Raw genomic sequence first — 17526 nt, 5'->3', positions numbered from 1 at the left:
TACCTTAGTTTTAGCCCTAAAATTTTCATTCGTCGAACCACTACATACATCATTTTTACATCGCGCAAACGAATACAGACTATGATAATCAGACGTAATTTGGTCAATTAGAGAAAAATTGACCAAAAACAATAGCACAACATGGTCACTTATTTTATAATGCGAATTAATGTTTCAGGGCATCATAAATTCCAATATTAGGGGCACAAAATGAGACTTATCCCGTTAAACAAAGCAGCACAAGTCGGTAAGTGGGCAGCTGCACACATCGTGAAACGCATCAACGATTTCAAACCAACAGCTGAGCGTCCATTCGTATTAGGCCTACCAACTGGTGGCACTCCTCTTGCGACATATAAAGCACTTATCGAACTTTACAACGCTGGTGAAGTAAGCTTTAAGCACGTTGTTACATTTAATATGGATGAGTACATTGGTATCCCTGCCGATCACCCAGAGTCTTACCGCTCTTTCATGTACAACAACTTCTTTAACCACATCGATATCCAAGACGAAAACATCAACCTGCTTGATGGCAACGCTGCGGATAACGAAGTAGAGTGCAAGCGCTACGAAGACAAGATCAAGTCTTACGGCCGTATCAACCTATTCATGGGTGGCGTGGGTAACGATGGTCACATTGCCTTTAACGAACCTGCATCTTCTCTCTCTTCACGCACACGTATTAAAACGCTAACTGAAGATACCCGTATTGCAAACTCGCGCTTCTTTGATGGCGATATCAACCAAGTACCTAAGTACGCACTTACTATCGGCGTAGGCACACTGCTAGATTCAGAAGAGATTATGATTCTGGTTACTGGCCACAACAAAGCACTAGCACTTGAAGCAGCAGTTGAAGGTTGTGTTAACCACCTATGGACAGTATCTGCTCTACAGCTACACCCTAAATCGGTGATTGTTTGTGACGAGCCAGCAACTCAAGAACTAAAAGTGAAAACAGTGAAATACTTCACTGAACTAGAAGCTGAAAACATTAAAGGTTTCTAACGCATTTTTCATGCTGTGACTAACACAAAAAATCCGAGCATAGCTCGGATTTTTTATTAGTGTTGATTAGCTCTCGGGAAACTCACATTTCGCACCTAGATCGGCACTTGCGGTCCAATGCTCATTTGGGTCAAAGGTTTCATCACACAAGTCTATCGAATTGCCCGTTTTGCTTCCGGGGTTGTTTAGCGGAGAAAAAGCCGTGACAACACTTTTACAGCCAGTCCTCGATACTTCAATATGATCACATTACGCGGTAACCATGTTGGCGATGTGAGTACGGTTTTCGCCTTGGAGAAAGTCCTGAAGCCTTCCTCCCCATGATATTGGCCAATACCTGACTCACCAATGCCACCAAAGGGGGCATCATCAGCCGCAACATGAAGTAGCGTATCGTTAATTGCCACTCCACCGCTATGTGTCTGCTCGATAACTTGCTGTTGAAGCACCTTATCGTTAGACATCAGATAGAGAGCGAGGGGGCGAGGTCTTGCATTGATAAAGGCAAAAACTTCGCTTAAATGGCGATAACCGATCACAGGCAGTATGGGACCAAAAATTTCCTCCTGCATCACCAGCATCTCTGGTGTCACACCGGTGACCAATTGAGGCAACATCTGATGCTTCTCTAACTCAACACCATCAATCGAGTGTACAGATGCCCCTAAATTTCTTGCATCTTGAACATAGCTTTGTAAACGTAACCATTGCGTCTCATTGATGATTTGTGTTGCCGAATCCAATCGACCTTTGCGGACATAGAGCTGAGAATATCTCTCCAGATAGCACTCGATAAACGAGAGTTCTTTCCCTTGAGGCACCATTACATAGTCTGGAGCGACACAGATTTGCCCAGCGTTAATCGATTTACCTAAAATGACAGCATCGACCGCTTTACTCATATCTGCATCATCGGCAATTATTGCGGGAGATTTTCCTCCCAGTTCTAATGTCACCGGTGTCAAATTACGAGCGGCTGAAGCTGCAACCAATTTACCGACCTTGGTTGAGCCAGTAAAAATAAGGTGATCAAACGGCAGAGACGAAAAGTACTGAGCAATATCAGCGCCACCTTCTACTGGTCGAACGTATTCACCAAACTGAGCAAAAATCTCACTTAATACTTGATTGGTATGCGGCGTGTGTTCACTTAGCTTAACTAACACTCGGTTACCTGCCGCCAAAGCAGTGATAATTGGTGCAATACTAAGCACGATAGGAAAATTCCACGGCACTATTACACCAACAACACCAAGAGGCTGGTATTCGACACGCACTTTTGAAGGCATTAGCAGCAAGCCTGAATGACGTTTACTTGGTTTAAGCCATTTTTTAAGATGCCGAATCGTATAGTTAATGTGTCCAACTGCAGGTAACAGGTCACAAATTAACGAATCAAAATCACTGCGATAGCCATAATCTTGATGTAAGGCATCAACCAGAGCTCGCTTGTTGTTGAGTAACTCTGACTTGATACTCTTTAGAATGTCCAGCCTTTGCTCAAGTTCTGGATAAGGGTTGGTAGAGTAATGCGCTTGAACTTCCGCAAACAGGTGCTGCAGTTCCTGCTCCGTTTTGACATGTTCCTTATGCCAACGATTAAGGTCTACGACTTTTTCCATATTAGTAGCCAACAGGTATTATCATGATTTCTGGCTTAATATTAGTCAGTTTTGACCATAATGTCCCGTACTGAAGCACTTTTTTGCCTTATCAACATTGAGTCATTGGCGAGAAAACAAGCAGCATCACGGAACTCTTCGTGGGGGTCAGGAGCATGTTCATCGTAATGCTGCTTAAACTTAACTAACTACCACTCATTAGAGCGAGTAGCGATAACAGCGCAAGTCTCTCTATCGTCCTAGAGCAACGGTTCAATCGCTGCTGATAAAACGTCAATAGAGGTCCAGCCTCTGGTTCATAGATATCCCTCTCGGTTGACCCATTAAGTTTGCTGCTTAATAGGGAAAACAAAAAGAGCTTATATTTAGTTTCTTTTTCCTATTAAGACTCAAGAACAGCAAATAAAATCAAATATCTGTGGATTACAGACTAAATAGGGAACAAAATAACCATACAAATTGCTTGTTATTTTGTTTGAGAGCCACTTGTGTCCGATCTGAACCTACTTCGCTACTACCAGCGCCTGACGCCCCTTGGCGTCGGCGTCGAAATCAAAACCGCTTTGCCTGCGATAGCAGAGGCTCTATACACCAGTCCTCGGCATGCACGAAATCTCCTGAATAATATGCAGCAGCTAACTTGGTTAACTTGGGCACCTAAAGTTGGTCGAAATCAACGTTCGACATTGATTCTTAATCTCTCAGTAGACGAACTCAAAAATCAGTTGGCGATAAAAAGAATATTGGCAGGAAAATATGAGAAGGCTCTGGCAATACTAGATGACGATCAAACCGCCTTCGGTCGACTGCTGCAAAGCACCTCTGGAGCATCGTTTCGTCAAGGGCAGTTACATATCCAGCTCACCTATAAACGTCCATTTGAACGATTGGTTCCTCATCAGTTACAACGCTCAAGTGAACGTTACTTATTGCGACAAATATACTGTTGTTTAGTCGCGAGTACCGCTGACGGGGTACTAGAACCGCAACTGGCTCATCACTGGCAATACAACGAGCAGACACTGGAATGGTCTTTTTATCTCAGACCTAGCCTCACTTTCCACAACGGAACGCCGATTGATGGAAAAACCGTCGTTGAGCTGTTTAATAAACTCAGACAACTTGAAGACTACCGTAGCGAGTTGAGCCATTTAGAGAGTGTGTCCTGTGCTGGAAACAACAAAATCGTGTTTAAGCTGACCACTCCAGATCAGGGATTCGGTGGTTTAGTTTCCGGTGTAAAATACTCTATCCAACCGAGCGAACAGGTCAATAACGCTACCAATAAAATGATTATCGGTTCCGGCCCTTTTGAAGTGATCGAACACTCTGATGCTCGTCTAAGTTTACAAGCATTCGAGCGCTACTACGCATGCCGTGCACTTACAGATAATGTCACGATATGGCATCTGGATGAGAGCGAACTGTCCAATAAACAGATACAAACCAATCAGCCCGGAGCGCAATCTGATCAGCATTGTAACTACTACGTATCCCATGCAGTGAGCCAAACCGTAGAAAGGGATGTAAAACAGAGCCGTACAGAAGACGGATGCATGTTTATTCTCTTCAACCAATGTGCTGATATAGTGCTTAACGATAGCCAGCGTCGCTTCCTTTCTAGCTATCTAACGCCAGATAAAGTGCACGACTATCTCAAGCAAAGCGAGCGTTTATTCGGCTGCGAAATCGCACATAACTTACTACCTATGTGGCACAAAATCACTCGCCCAGCGACGGCTGAAGTGGCTTTACCAGATAAGCTCACCATCGCTATCTATGATTACAGCTCATTGAAAAATTGTGCCTTGGCCATTCAACACTTACTCAAACTGAAAGGTATTGAGGTCACTATTAACACCTATAGTTACCGCCAACTAACGGCACTTTCTACGTCAGGTCAACTTTCTGAATCCATCATAGTGACCAACATTAACCTTGACGACAACCGACATGCGTCAGCCTTTAACAGCTTGTACCATAACCCCATTATTCAGCGTTGCATTGGAGAACAATCAAAACGTTGGTTAGTCGAAAGCCTGAACGAACTTCGTTGTCAAACGGCGTTAGATGAGTACTTAAACGCACTCGAACCTATCGCATCAGCCCTCATCAACCAATACTGGCTATCACCGCTCTTCCACCATCGCCAAACATTACGTTTTCAGGGGGTTTTGAAAGATGTGGCGCTAACAAACTGGGGCTGGCCAGATATAAAAAATGTTTGGTCCGCAGACTAATCCGAAAACGCCGGAGCGCAACACAAAAGAATCTCTGCCGATTGACTAAAATCACTTGTCTAGTAGACAAACTGATGTAAGTTAACGGTTCTGTCTTGCCTAAGAGCACACACTACAAACCTTAATTATGCAAAAGCCAAACATTAGATTTGTTGCCGCCGATATGGATGGCACACTCCTTGATGAAAATAGCCAACTAAACCCAAAATTTTACGATATATACCAACAGCTTGAAGATAAAGAGATCATCTTTGCCGCAGCATCAGGCCGTCAGTATTACAGCCTGATGGAAACCTTCGCTCCAATCAAAGATCGTATGATGTTCATCGCTGAAAACGGCACTTTGGTCATGCATCAAGGTCAGGAGCTTTACAGCTGTGAGATAGACAAACCATCTATAGCCGCCATCATTAAGCAAGCTCGAGCTATTTCAGGAGCGCACATCGTGCTGTGTGGGAAGCAATCGGCCTATATTGAAACCAACGATCCCCGCGCACTAGAAGAGTTCGCAAAATACTATCACCGCTGCCAGTATGTTCCCGATCTGCTGCTTGTTGATGACGACTTTATCAAAGTGGCAATTTGTCATTTCGACGGAACGGAAGAGTTGGTATTTCCAACCTTCGACCAAGCATTCGGCAACAGCCACCAAGTCGTTGTCAGTGCAAAAATCTGGCTGGATGTGATGAATGCACAAGCATCGAAAGGGGCTGCCATTGAACACTTACAGCAAACCCTAGGCTTTACTCACCAGCAAACCATGAGTTTTGGTGATTACCTCAATGACCTAGAGATGCTAGAAGCCAGCTACCATTCTTACGCAATGGACAACGCGCATCCTAGAATCAAGCAAATTGCCCGCTTTACTGCACCATCTAACCGTGAGGCTGGTGTATTAACGGTTATACAACGTGAGCTGCTTGACTAAGCGAGTCTTGGTAAAGCTCCAGTGGTAAGCCATCCGGATCGTTGAAGAAGGTAAACGATTTACCAGTAAATTCATCTATCCGGATCGGTTCACATTCAACACCCTGTGCCGCTAGGTAATCGACGTAACCCTCTACCGATTCAACCCGAAACGCCAAATGTCTGAGTCCCTGAGCTTCTGGTCTCGAAGGCCTTGACGGTGGATTTGGAAATGAAAATAACTCAATTTGACTACCGTCTGGCAAAGCAAGATCAAGCTTATAAGAGTTTCGTTCTGCGCGATAGTTTTCCGCAATCACGGCCAATTTGAGTACATCGACATAAAACTGTTTAGATCTTTGGTAATCAGAGCAGATGATGGCGACATGGTGTATACCTTTTAATTGCAATGTAGGCATCCTTATTTGTATCTAAACCTTCAGTCAGTCACGAGTGAACCATCTGGATTGAATTGCCAGCAGTCACCGTAAGCGACTTACATAGTGCACTTTTCTAGTGCTATTGCAATCTCACAAGAGCCGTTTCAGAACGCACTGAAATCGCGTGCGCGTTAACCCTTTGCCGATTGTTCGTCAAGCAGGTCAACAGGTAACTTTTATTTACCGCAATAAAGTGCAGGATATTGATAAAATGGTAAACTTTAAGTCTAATTGTCTTTTTAGTGAGCTGTATAAGTTTTAATGAAGCATCTTTGGTCTCTTTTAACCATTCTATTCGCTATCGGCAGTGTTGCTCACGCACAAGCGGCTTGTAACATAGAGTCAGAGCATGATTTTCTCCATTCGAATATCTCCGTTAAGGAGCGTTCGATGCTGACATTTTACTATTCCTCCTTGTGTCAGCCGGGGCTCGTTGATCTCAAAGATATTTCCTTGCCTGATAACGCTTCGCCTCAGGCCCAAGCGTTGTACTACTTTGGCCTGCATAATCTAAGTAGATACGAAGGCATCGCCGTGCCTAATGGTCCGGATATGTTAGCGCTTGGTATCGAATCAAAGATTGAATGGATTAGCGCAGAAGCCAAGCTAATCACAGCCATCAAACTGATTGACTCCGATTTACTTATTGAGGGTGAATCGCTGCTTCATGAAATTGTCCCTGTAGCGGCAGATATCGGCTATAAACGCCTACTTGCGCGAACTTATCGCTGGCTGGGCAACGTTAATGTGCAGCAATCGGATGTAAAAGCGAGCTTAAAGTACTACAAAATGGCGTTCGAGTTGATCACAGAAATTGGTGACAATTTCCAGACAACGATGACGCTTAACAATATCGCTACCGTCTATATGATGGCGGGCCAGTGGCACAAAGCGCATAACTACCTTAAACGGGCACTCGATCTCTACAAAATCAACCATTACGACAACAGTTTGTTTGAAGCGATTCTTTACGCCAATTCGAGCACGACTTACTTCGCGCTCGGTGAACATTCCAAAGCGACAACCTATATGGAAATGGCGCTTACCGACGCCGATCAGACGGGCTCAAGTCGCATAAAACTATCTACTCTTGCTGATATTTCCATGCAGTATGCAAAGGTTGGTCAGACGACCGAAGCCTTAGACATGGCGCAGCGTTGTGTCGATGTATCTCAAGAATCCGGCAACACTGACCACATGTTAGCTAACTGCTATGAAGCGTTTGCGACTGCATTTTTGGCCGAGAAGAACTACTCTCAAGCCATCCACTATGCACAAAAGGTACTGGATATACTGAGTGACTCAGAAAGCGATGAAGTCGTGTGGGAGATGGACATTCTAGGTAAGCTCGTTCAAGCATACGAAGCTCAGGGGGACTACCAACAAGCGCTCAATTATATGAAGCGCGAATCCTTGGTGCGACAAATTTTCTATCGTGAGACCTACAGCGAAGAGATATTGAGTGAAAAAAGTGCGCTAGAACGCCAACTCAATAGCCGTGAAGTGGAACTGTTAGAAGCACAGAATGAATTGCAAGACATCACGTTAAAAGAGCAACGTGCGCGAGAGATCCTTTACCTTACTCTGTTTGGCATTTTGGCTTACTTTTCTCTACGTGGCATCCTTCGTCTCAGAAAAGCAAACGCAGTGCTAAAGAGCCAGAATACCACCGACTCTCTCACTGGCGCTTTCAACCGACGTTTTCTTGATGAGTGGCTTGAACAACAGTCAGCACTGAAAAGCAAAACTCAATATCTCGTCAGCATTATCGATATCGACCATTTCAAAAACTTCAATGATCAATTCGGTCATGAGGTTGGGGACTCGGTATTGCGCGAAACGGTGCGCGTGTTACAGGCTAAACTCAGAAAAGACGACTTACTGGTTCGCTGGGGAGGAGAAGAGTTTATCCTCATCATGCCACTAGAGAGTACCAATATGGTCAATGATACTTTAGAGCGCCTGAGAACAACCATCGAACAACACGAGTTTCTGTACCAGCAACACACGTTTAAAGTGACAATCTCTTTGGGCGCGTCTATTAGCGATGCAGAAAACATCCAGTCTGACTGGGAATCGATCTTCGCCAAAGCTGACTCGGCGCTCTATCGCGCTAAAAATGGTGGACGCAACCAATACTCCATCGACCCTGAATATACATCGGTTGGATAACGCATTGTTTGCAGACAAAAAAATCACCTTCGCCACCGCCAACTTGTTCAACTTTGTTGAGCCCCCGAACGCATTTTATGATTTTGAAAACATCTATGAGCACCAAGCGTGGCGTGAGAAAAAACGCTGGACGCAGCATCAGTTAACTCAACTCAATGCTGACATAGTCGGGCTACAAGAAATATTTAGTATCGCTGCGGCGCAACAGATGATGGAACAGCTCGGCTACTCCTATTTTGCGACGGTGGAAACCCCTACAGTGGAACAAGACTATATCTATTCCAAACCCGTTGTCGCTATTGCGTCAAAATACCCCATCACTCAGGTTAATCCAGTCAGTCCTATCAGCGAAATTGCATTGGATTATCAGACCCAGATTCCGAGTTTTAGCCGTCAGCCGGTTCAAACCATTATCCACGTGCCGGAGATTGGAGACATCGCAGTCTACGTCTGCCATCTAAAATCGCAGCGTGCGACGGAAAGCCGCTCTCCTGAACGAGATCTGCCCTTAGTCGGTCGCTGGCTTTCCAGTCAGCAGCGAGGTTGGGAAGCGCTGATGCTTCGCCTGTTTATGCAACGCGAGTATCAGCACAACCCTCGACCAACGGTGTTGTTAGGTGACTTTAATCAAGCCATATCCAGTGATATTACTGGGCTGCTCACAGAGCAAGTTGAGCAACCAGACAGCGCTCTGACACTTGAAGATAGCTGGCAACTGTTCAACTTAACCCGTCCCAATGCAGAACGAAAAGCCACGCACTACCACTTTGCCAAGGGCAATGTACTAGACTACATTCTTTTGTCACAGGAGTTTCAACCTCACAGTCCCTACTCTCTTGCAGACGTAACGGACTATTTGGTCCTAGACAAGCATCTAACCAACCCACACTTCGAGCTTGATAAGCAGGCCAGCGATCACGCCTTTGTCGCCACAACGGTCAGGTTTATCCTTTAGCCCCCCTCTCCTACGAGCGTATATCGCTGCGTAACACCGCTCTCATTAACAAAATCATCATCGTGACTAACCAGAATGAAAGCGCCCTGATAGCTTCGTAACGCCTCAGCCAGCAACTGTTTTGAGTCTAAATCGAGATGGTTATCTGGTTCATCAAGTAACAATATTGGCGATAGAGGCTGGTGACTGGCGATCAACATGGCCAATTTCATCTTTTCACCACCACTGAGCAAACTGGCCTGTCGATAGACAGTGTCACGACGGAAACCAATACCTGCCAGTAAGGTTCGTGCATCACTTTCAATTATCCCAGAGCAATACTCCATTAGGTTGTCCAATATCGAGTGTGATTCGTTGATCAAACCAAAATGCTGATCCAAATAACAGACCGGATGATTGATCTTTAACTCCCCCGACTCTAGACAAATATCGCCCCGCAGGACCTTCAGCAAGGTCGATTTGCCACTGCCATTGCCACCACAAAGATGCAGTCGACTATTCCCTTCAAGGATCAGATTGATCGTCTCTCGGCTGCCGAAAGGCAGTATGCCACTGACAATATTGAGTCGCTTTGCTCGGCTAGCTTCGCCTTGTTCAAGATAGATCTTTTGCGGCGTTATTTGCTCATAACGACCGCTCAGAGCATGATGTTTCTGTGCCAGCATCGTCCTCCGGTTGTTGTCATTTTTTAACCGATTGGACAGTGATGCCGTCGCGCTGTCTTTCATACCGTCCAATATCAGTTTTGACTGACTGCCCGACTTACGTAATTTATTGCCCTGCGCCTCTCTTTGCTGGGCTTTTTCATGGTTTCTCTGAGCCTGAACTTCGAGCTTTTTCTGCTCTCCTCGTACCGCTTCAATCTGACGTTCAAGCGCGTTACGCTCTCGTTGTTTCTGCTCAGAATAGACATCATAATTGCCACCATACTGAACCAACCCCAACTGGCTCAGTTCCCAAATTTGATCCATCTGGCGCAATAATTGTCTGTCATGACTAATGAGCAAAATATGCCCCGAAAATTGTGCCATTTTCTCAATCAGCCAAGCCTTGGCTTCTCCATCAAGATGGTTCGACGGCTCATCCAGCACCAAAAGATCAACCTCGCTATTAAACAGTCGCCACAATTGGAGTCGTGCCAACTGTCCACCACTGAGCTTACTACAAGGAAAATTCACCTCGCGTGGCAACCCCAACTCCGCCAGTTGCTGACTTAGTCTCTGCTTAATCGTCCAGTCATCAGCGAGCATTTCAAACCACTTGTCATCACAATCGCCCTTTTCAATATGTTGTAAGGCTGTGATTTTATCTGTGACCCCTAAATAGTCTGCTACGGTTGTTGAGTTCATAAGCCATTGCGACGGCTGTTGACTATAAGTATCGTGTGTCGCATTAATCACAACACTCCCTGATGTTGGCCGATGTTTTTTGGTCAACATACCCGCTAGGAGTGACTTACCCACCCCATTTCGACCGACCAGACCAACCCTTTTATCGGACAATGAACATGAAATGTCACTAAAAAGACGATCACCGTTGTCAAACTGGTAACTGATTTTATTTGCTTGTATTACTGGCATACTTTGCCTCCTGAGCAACAGGATTAGGCGTAGCAAAGTTTGGATAGATCGATCCCGATAATGCTAAGGAACCTTATATTCAATTGTGTTTAGAGAAGTATGCTTGAGAATAAGCAGTGACGAGCTACGCCGACTAACCCTGTGAAATCCGAAAATAATGTAAACAGTGGATAACAGGTGTTAGTTATTCATATTGGCGTAATCTCCTAAAGAAATGATGGCGCGATTATAGAACACTTTTTGCTCACTGAGCAACCACAAGCGTGCACAGTTGCACAGCAGACTAAGGCTAGGCCGCTGTGCATTGGGCGAGCACCGTTAACTGGGTCGCCGTTACTTTCAATCGAGTTGCTTGATAGACATGCGATTTTTAAACTCAAAGACCTTCTCCGCGCAAACATCGATGCAACGGCCACAACTGATACAGTTTTGATCCATCACTCGGCGATCCCCTTCTTTTAATGGCTGACGTAATACATCTGGTTCAGGGCAAACGTAATAACAATCCATGCACTTGGTACACTGTTCCCGCTTGACCGCCACGACACGCAATAAGCTTTTTCGGCCAATCGAGCCATAAGTTGCACCAAGCGGGCAAAGATGACCACACCAACCATGTTCAACTAACAGAAGATCGAGTACGAAAACCAAGCCAATCAAGACCCAACCCGCACCAAAACCGAACACCAGACCACGATGCAAAGCGGCGACAGGGTCAATCCAGGCCCAAAGTACGCTGCCCGAAAGTGCACTGCCAATAAGTAATACTGGGATCAACCAGTAACGAATGGTCGATGACCAGCGAAAGCTGGATTTAAGATTCAGCTTACGGCGCAAAAAAGCGGCGAAGTCGGTCACCATGTTCAAAGGGCAGACCCAGCCACAAAATGCACGTGGACTCAAAGCCGCATAAAAAGCGACCACAACCAAAACGCCGATTAAGGCGGTTGCCTCAGGTAAATGACCGGCAGCTATCGTCTGCATCATGATGAGTGGATCACTCATTGGCACCACGTCAAATAAAATGCTGGATGACAGGTTTCCTTTGAGCACTCCTAGAGTAGACCCCGCCATAAACAGAGCCACAATAAGCAGTTGGCAACATCGACGCAGAATTAAAAAGCGGTGAGCTTGCCACCAGCCAAGTTTTCGTACAGCTTCTTTACCGGCGTTCTTTGCTAGGTTCTTAGCCATTACAACTTACCCCCCAAGGTTTCGAGGGCTTCGTTTGGCACCTCGGGCGCACTGTTTTCAAGTGTTTTGTTGATCTCTTCCCATCCCAATTGGTAGTGAGCTCCCATCTTGCCTTTTGCCAGTTCAGTGGGAATGATCTTGATTGCAGCAATCTCAGTGACGCAAGCTTCTTCGCATTTTCCGCAGCCTGTACATTTGTCTGAATGAACGGTTGGAATCAACTTGGCATGATAACCGGTACGTTCATTGCGCACGTGTTCAAGCGTTATCGCCTCATCAACAAGCGGGCAAACTCGATAGCAGACATCACAACGTAAACCTTGCCAGTTGAGGCAACTTTCGTGGTCAATGAGTACCGCGGTACCCATTCTTGCATCATCGATGTTGGTCAAATTAGGATCGAGGGCACCCGTCGGACAAACCGGCACACAAGGAATGTCTTCACACATCTCACATGGAATGCTACGAGCGGTAAAATAGGGTGTTCCTGACTCTACAGGAGATAACAGAGTGGCCAGTTTCAATGTCTCATAAGGGCAAGCCTGAACACACAATCCACAGCGAACACACGCTTTTTCAAACTCACCCTTTGGCAAAGCACCTGGCGGACGAATCGGAACACCTGTGCCATCTCTTGCCTGACTTTGCATTGACTGCAACCCCAATACACTTGCCGCAGCCCCAACACCGGCTGCTGTCCGAACAGCATCACGCAAAAACCGACGTCGGCTCTCTGATGTTTTTGATTTAAACCCACTCATGATTCACTTCCTCACACCAGCGGTTTAGCTAGGCTCAACTCTCTTCGTAACCATAGCAATCCTGAAGATAATAGCTGCATTTTCAATACAGTTCGTAAGGTTATATATAACCCTAAAGGGGTGTATCAAACATCTATTGATAAGAATCAACTAACTGAGGAGAGCGACAGCGCATATTGATCAATTAGCACGGAAGCACAATGATGACTTTTGTTCAAAAAAACGCCACACAATGCGTTTTTTGTCACACGTTGTTTCCTTGCCAAGTGTTATCCTTATAAAATGTAAGGCTTTAAAAATTACGCTGTGAGGGTCTTATGATAGAAATCGTAATTGACGGAAAGTTCCGGATTGTGGAAGAGGGTTCTACTCTTCTGGAAGCAGCAAAAGTGTGTGGCGTCGACATACCTTCATTGTGTGGATTAAACAAATCCAAGGCCAAGGTGCCTTGCGACCTGTGTGTCGTCGAAGTGGAAAGTGGCGGCACTCAACGGGCGTGCGAACTCAAAGTTTATCGCGGTCTCAACGTAAAAACCCAATCAGAGCAGCTCAGTGCTCACCGGCGTAAAGCGCTTAACACCATCATGCAAGACCACTACGCTGACTGCGAAGCGCCATGCAAAACCGCTTGTCCTGCTGGTGTCGATATTCAATCTTATCTCTACTTCATTGCCCAGAACGACCATCAAAAAGCGATTGAGGTCATCAAACGCACCCTGCCAATGCCACTCTCTATTGGCCGTGTGTGTCCTGCTTTCTGTGAAAGTGAATGTCGCCGCTCTTTGGTCGACGACTCGATTGCAATCCGCCAACTAAAACGACATGCCGCAGATGCAGACCTTGCTGCGCAAGAATCCTACGTACCGGAGAAAAAACTAGCCAAAGGACTCTCTATTGCTGTGGTGGGCAGTGGCCCTGGCGGTTTGACTGCTGGCTACTATCTCTCCAATGAAGGCTATGATGTGACGGTGTTTGAGTCGATGCCAAAGGCGGGCGGATGGTTGCGCTACGGGATCCCAGAATACCGATTGCCAAAAGCGATCTTAGATAAAGAGATCGAACTCATGTGCCGCAACGGCATGCAGATTCAAACCCGTAAAAAACTCGGCGTCGATTTTACCTTATCTCAGCTAAGCGACGAGTATGATGCAGTCTGTTTGGCTGTTGGTGCGTCATTGGCGGTTGAGATGAACTATCCGGGCAGTGACTTAGCAGGCTGTTATCTCGGCGTCGACTACCTGAAAGATTATGTCACAGAACAACACTACACTACCGGGAATAAGGTCGCGGTCATCGGTGGGGGTAACACCGCGATTGACTGTGCGCGAACCGCTCGCAGAACGGGGGCTGAAACCACGATTATCTACCGCCGAACTCGTGAAGAGATGCCCGCTGAAGAGTATGAAATCGAAGAGGCTGAACACGAAGGCGTACAATTTCTGTTCTTAACGAATCCAGCTCAAAATATTGCGGGCTCAGATGGACGAGTAGAAAAAGTCCAGTTGGAACGTATGGCATTAGGTGCGCCCGATTCGTCTGGCCGCCGGAGACCAGAGGCGACAGGAGAGTTTTTCACCCAAGAATTTGACACCGTAATCGCCGCTGTATCGCAAAAACCGGACTTAAGTTTCCTCGACGACGATTCACTTTCAATCCCACTAACGCGCTGGAATACTTCTCAGTCTGACGACCAAACCATGCACACTGGCACGGGCAATATCTTTAGCATAGGTGATTTTCGGCGTGGGCCTGCAACCGCGGTTGAAGCGGTTGGTGACGGTCGAATAGCAGCCAAAGCCATCGACCTATTTCTCAATGGTGATATGGCTGACATGCCAAAACCTGCCTTTAACTCACGCAAAGAAGAAAAGCTCGCTCAGGTCGATCCTCTCCACTTTGAAAACTTGCAGAAAGTCGCGCGCAGCATTATGCCCGAGCTGACACCCGCTCAACGTGAGCAAAGCTTTGATGAGGTCGAACTCGGTTTTGACAATGATGAAGCAATGAAAGAGGCGGCTCGTTGCCTAGAGTGCGGCTGCCAAGCCAATACCAGTTGTGATTTGCGGGATTACTCAACCGAATATGGTGCGCAACAGAACTTTTCGTTGCCAGTTGAAGTAAAAACACACCAAGACTGGCTCAATCTCCGTCACAAAGACACACGACATAAGTTTACAGTTGATCGTAGTTCAGAGTTTATCGAGTTTGATGCCAACCGATGTATCAGTTGTGGTCAATGTATTCAGGCATGCAGTGAACAAGCGGTGCATGGCATTCTCAACTTTGTTCACGACCAAAATGGTCGTCCCGCACTGAGACCAGATGACAGACCGCACTTCGGTTCCAGCCGCCATGGTCGAATCTTGATGGGGGACTCGAACTGCGTTCAATGTGGTGCTTGTATTCAGGCCTGTCCGACGGGCGCTATGGTTGACAGTCGAGATCGCTCACAGGGTCGCGAAGAGTCGCTCAAACATGTCGACACCATTTGTACCTACTGTGGTGTGGGGTGCAAGTTAACCATGCATGTTGACGAGAAAGCCAACCGAATTCGCCGCATAACCGGTGCCAATTCTCCAGTGAACCAAGGCATGCTCTGTGTCAAAGGACGTTTTGGTTTCGATTTCATCGGTGATCAAGCTCGCTTAACGACGCCACTTATCCGTAAAGACGGATGGTTACAACCCGCAAGTTGGGATGAAGCTATTACTCTGATTGCCAGTAAATTTACCGCTCTCAAGCAAGATTTTGGTGGCAATGCACTGGCAGGATTCTCATCAGCCAAAACCACCAACGAAGACAACTATGCCTTCCAGAAATTTATTCGTCGCGAACTAGGGACAAACAACGTTGATCACTGTGCTCGTCTCTGCCATGCGTCGAGTGTCACCGGGCTAGAAGCCTCGCTCGGTAGTGGCGCGATGACCAACGACATTCCGAGTATCAAACACTCGGATGTTATTTTTATTATCGGTTCAGACACCACCTCTGCTCATCCGATTATCGCTTCCCATATCAAGCAAGCTATCCGCCACCACGGTGCTCGTCTGATCGTTGCCGATCCCAAACGTATCGATATGGCCGATCATGCTCAGCTCTATCTCGCGCATCGCCCAGGGACAGATGTCATGCTGCTTAACGGCATCATGCAGCAAATCATCAAAAATGGTTGGTACGACCAAGAGTATATAGAAGAGCGTGTTGATGGCTTTGATACCTTGCTTCAAGAAGTGATGTCACCTGCTTATGCTCTGGATAAAGTTGAGCTAGTGACAGGCGTCAGCGGTGAAGACATTTTTGCTATGGCGAGAATGATAGGAACAGCCAAACGAACCGCTGTTTACTACTCGATGGGGATTACACAACACACCACAGGCCATGACAACGTTCGCTCTATCGCCAACTTGCAGCTACTGTGCGGCAACATCGGTATTGAAGGCGGCGGTATTAACCCACTCCGTGGTCAGTCTAACGTACAAGGAGCCTGTGACATGGGCGCGCTGCCCAACAGCTACCCAGGGTATCAGAAAGTCTACAACCCAATGATTCGTCAGAAATTCTCGATCGAATGGAATGCAACTCATCTACCTTCTGAACCGGGGTTAACTCTCACTGAAATCATTGATGGTGCATGCCAGCGTACGGTTCGAGGTCTCTATATCATGGGGGAAAACCCTGTCCTTAGTGACCCAAATCAAGCGCATGTTATCGAAGGTTTGGAGGCACTGGATTTCTTGGTTGTTCAAGACATCTTCTTAACAGAAACCGCTCACTACGCGGATGTGGTTCTACCTTCATGCTCATTTGCGGAAAAATCAGGCCACTTTACCAACACTGAACGTCGCGTACAGCGTATCAATGCTGCCGTCAAAGCACCAGGAGAAGCCAAAGAGGATTGGTGGATCATCCAACAAATTGCTAACGCGATGGGAAGTGACTGGCACTATCAACACGTCTCTGACATTACCGCCGAGATTGCACGTGTTACCCCTCAATATGCCGGACTGCGCTGGGATGCGATTACCCCTGAAGGCGTTCAATGGCCGAGCAACAAAAACAATCCGAATGGTACTCGCATTATGCATCAGACACAGTTCACTCGCGGCAAAGGTCAGATGGTAGGCGTACCATTCCGCTATGCGGCAGAATTGCCTGACGAGGAGTTTCCATTGGTGCTTACCACGGGACGTGTTCTAGAACAGTTCCATACCGGTACCATGACGCGTAAAACCAAAGGGTTAGATAATCTCGCGGGGCCACGTGCCATGATCAGTGTTCAGGATGCAGAAGCATTAGGTATTTCTAACGGTCAGCGACTTAAAGTCTCGACCCGTCGAGGAGAGATTGAGATAGATGCATTCGTGACAAAACGTATCCAAAAAGGCGTTATCTTTATTCCTTTCCATTTTGTTGAGTCGCCAGTCAATAGACTTACGACCACAGCAACCGACCCCCATGCCAAGATACCAGAATTCAAAGTCGCGGCAGTGAAAGTGGAACCCCTGCCTTTTGAGGCCGCCGTTTAAAGGTTGATAAAGAGAATAAAGCCAACGAATCCTCGTTGGCTTTATTATTCTTGCCCCTTGAGCTACTGTATTGATTTTCCTATCAGAATCGATACAATCCCCTCGCTATATTAGCAAAC

At 46.4% G+C, this 17526-nt stretch carries 11 protein-coding genes; 6 read left to right on the top strand and 5 right to left on the bottom strand.

Annotated elements, in window-relative coordinates; all coding sequences use genetic code 11:
• Nucleotides 1-210: 210 nt before the first annotated feature.
• Nucleotides 211-1011, top strand: a complete 801-nt coding sequence (nagB, locus tag DA100_RS03280; protein WP_138970860.1) for a glucosamine-6-phosphate deaminase — start codon at nucleotides 211-213, stop codon at nucleotides 1009-1011.
• Between the two features lie 185 nt (nucleotides 1012-1196).
• Here nagB and DA100_RS03275 read toward each other — a convergent pair whose 3' ends face one another.
• Entirely contained in the window at nucleotides 1197-2633 is a 1437-nt protein-coding gene (locus DA100_RS03275; RefSeq protein ID WP_138970859.1) for a coniferyl aldehyde dehydrogenase, read from the bottom strand.
• 488 nt (nucleotides 2634-3121) lie between these two features.
• Here DA100_RS03275 and DA100_RS03270 point away from each other — a divergent pair, with 488 nt between their 5' ends.
• Nucleotides 3122-4873 carry an SgrR family transcriptional regulator gene (locus DA100_RS03270; RefSeq protein WP_138970858.1) on the top strand — a complete coding sequence of 584 codons (1752 nt, stop codon included), beginning with the start codon at nucleotides 3122-3124 and terminating at the stop codon, nucleotides 4871-4873.
• Between the two features lie 127 nt (nucleotides 4874-5000).
• Complete coding sequence (locus DA100_RS03265) at nucleotides 5001-5801, top strand: Cof-type HAD-IIB family hydrolase (protein ID WP_138970857.1); 801 nt, start codon at nucleotides 5001-5003, stop codon at nucleotides 5799-5801.
• On the opposite strand, the gene DA100_RS03260 is transcribed toward DA100_RS03265, so the two are convergent.
• Nucleotides 5776-6189, bottom strand: coding sequence for a VOC family protein (locus tag DA100_RS03260; protein ID WP_138970856.1), 414 nt, complete (start codon nucleotides 6187-6189; stop codon nucleotides 5776-5778). The two genes, DA100_RS03265 and DA100_RS03260, sit on opposite strands and share 26 nt — an antisense overlap.
• Before the next feature lie 291 nt (nucleotides 6190-6480).
• On the opposite strand from DA100_RS03260, the gene DA100_RS03255 reads away from it, so the two are divergent.
• Both DA100_RS03255 and DA100_RS03250 read left to right on the top strand, forming a co-directional pair.
• The gene (locus DA100_RS03255; protein ID WP_138970855.1) at nucleotides 6481-8391 is read left to right on the top strand and encodes a diguanylate cyclase; all 1911 of its coding nucleotides are present in this window, start codon (nucleotides 6481-6483) and stop codon (nucleotides 8389-8391) included.
• 4 nt (nucleotides 8392-8395) lie between these two features.
• On the top strand, nucleotides 8396-9346 hold the full coding sequence (locus DA100_RS03250; protein WP_138970854.1) for an endonuclease/exonuclease/phosphatase family protein: 951 nt from the start codon (nucleotides 8396-8398) through the stop codon (nucleotides 9344-9346).
• Here DA100_RS03250 and DA100_RS03245 read toward each other — a convergent pair.
• The 3 genes from DA100_RS03245 to napG all read right to left on the bottom strand — a co-directional run bounded on the left by DA100_RS03245 (nucleotide 9343) and on the right by napG (nucleotide 12881).
• Nucleotides 9343-10926 carry an ATP-binding cassette domain-containing protein gene (locus DA100_RS03245; RefSeq protein ID WP_138970853.1) on the bottom strand — a complete coding sequence of 528 codons (1584 nt, stop codon included), beginning with the start codon at nucleotides 10924-10926 and terminating at the stop codon, nucleotides 9343-9345. The genes DA100_RS03250 and DA100_RS03245 overlap by 4 nt on opposite strands.
• Nucleotides 10927-11265: 339 nt before the next feature.
• Nucleotides 11266-12120 (bottom strand): quinol dehydrogenase ferredoxin subunit NapH, encoded by an 855-nt coding sequence (napH, locus tag DA100_RS03240; RefSeq protein ID WP_138970852.1) that lies wholly within the window; start codon nucleotides 12118-12120, stop codon nucleotides 11266-11268.
• Nucleotides 12120-12881, bottom strand: coding sequence for a ferredoxin-type protein NapG (napG, locus tag DA100_RS03235; protein ID WP_138970851.1), 762 nt, complete (start codon nucleotides 12879-12881; stop codon nucleotides 12120-12122). Before napG ends, napH begins: the two co-directional genes overlap by 1 nt.
• Nucleotides 12882-13198: 317 nt before the next feature.
• Here napG and fdhF point away from each other — a divergent pair, with 317 nt between their 5' ends.
• Nucleotides 13199-17407, top strand: coding sequence for a formate dehydrogenase subunit alpha (gene fdhF, locus DA100_RS03230; RefSeq protein ID WP_138970850.1), 4209 nt, complete (start codon nucleotides 13199-13201; stop codon nucleotides 17405-17407).
• Nucleotides 17408-17526: the final 119 nt, after the last annotated feature.

The sequence above is a fragment of the Vibrio sp. Hep-1b-8 genome (assembly GCF_006124995.1).
GTDB lineage: Bacteria > Pseudomonadota > Gammaproteobacteria > Enterobacterales > Vibrionaceae > Vibrio.
The sequence above is the reverse complement of the archived record's forward strand: the minus strand, read 5'-3'. Positions and strand labels throughout refer to the sequence as shown.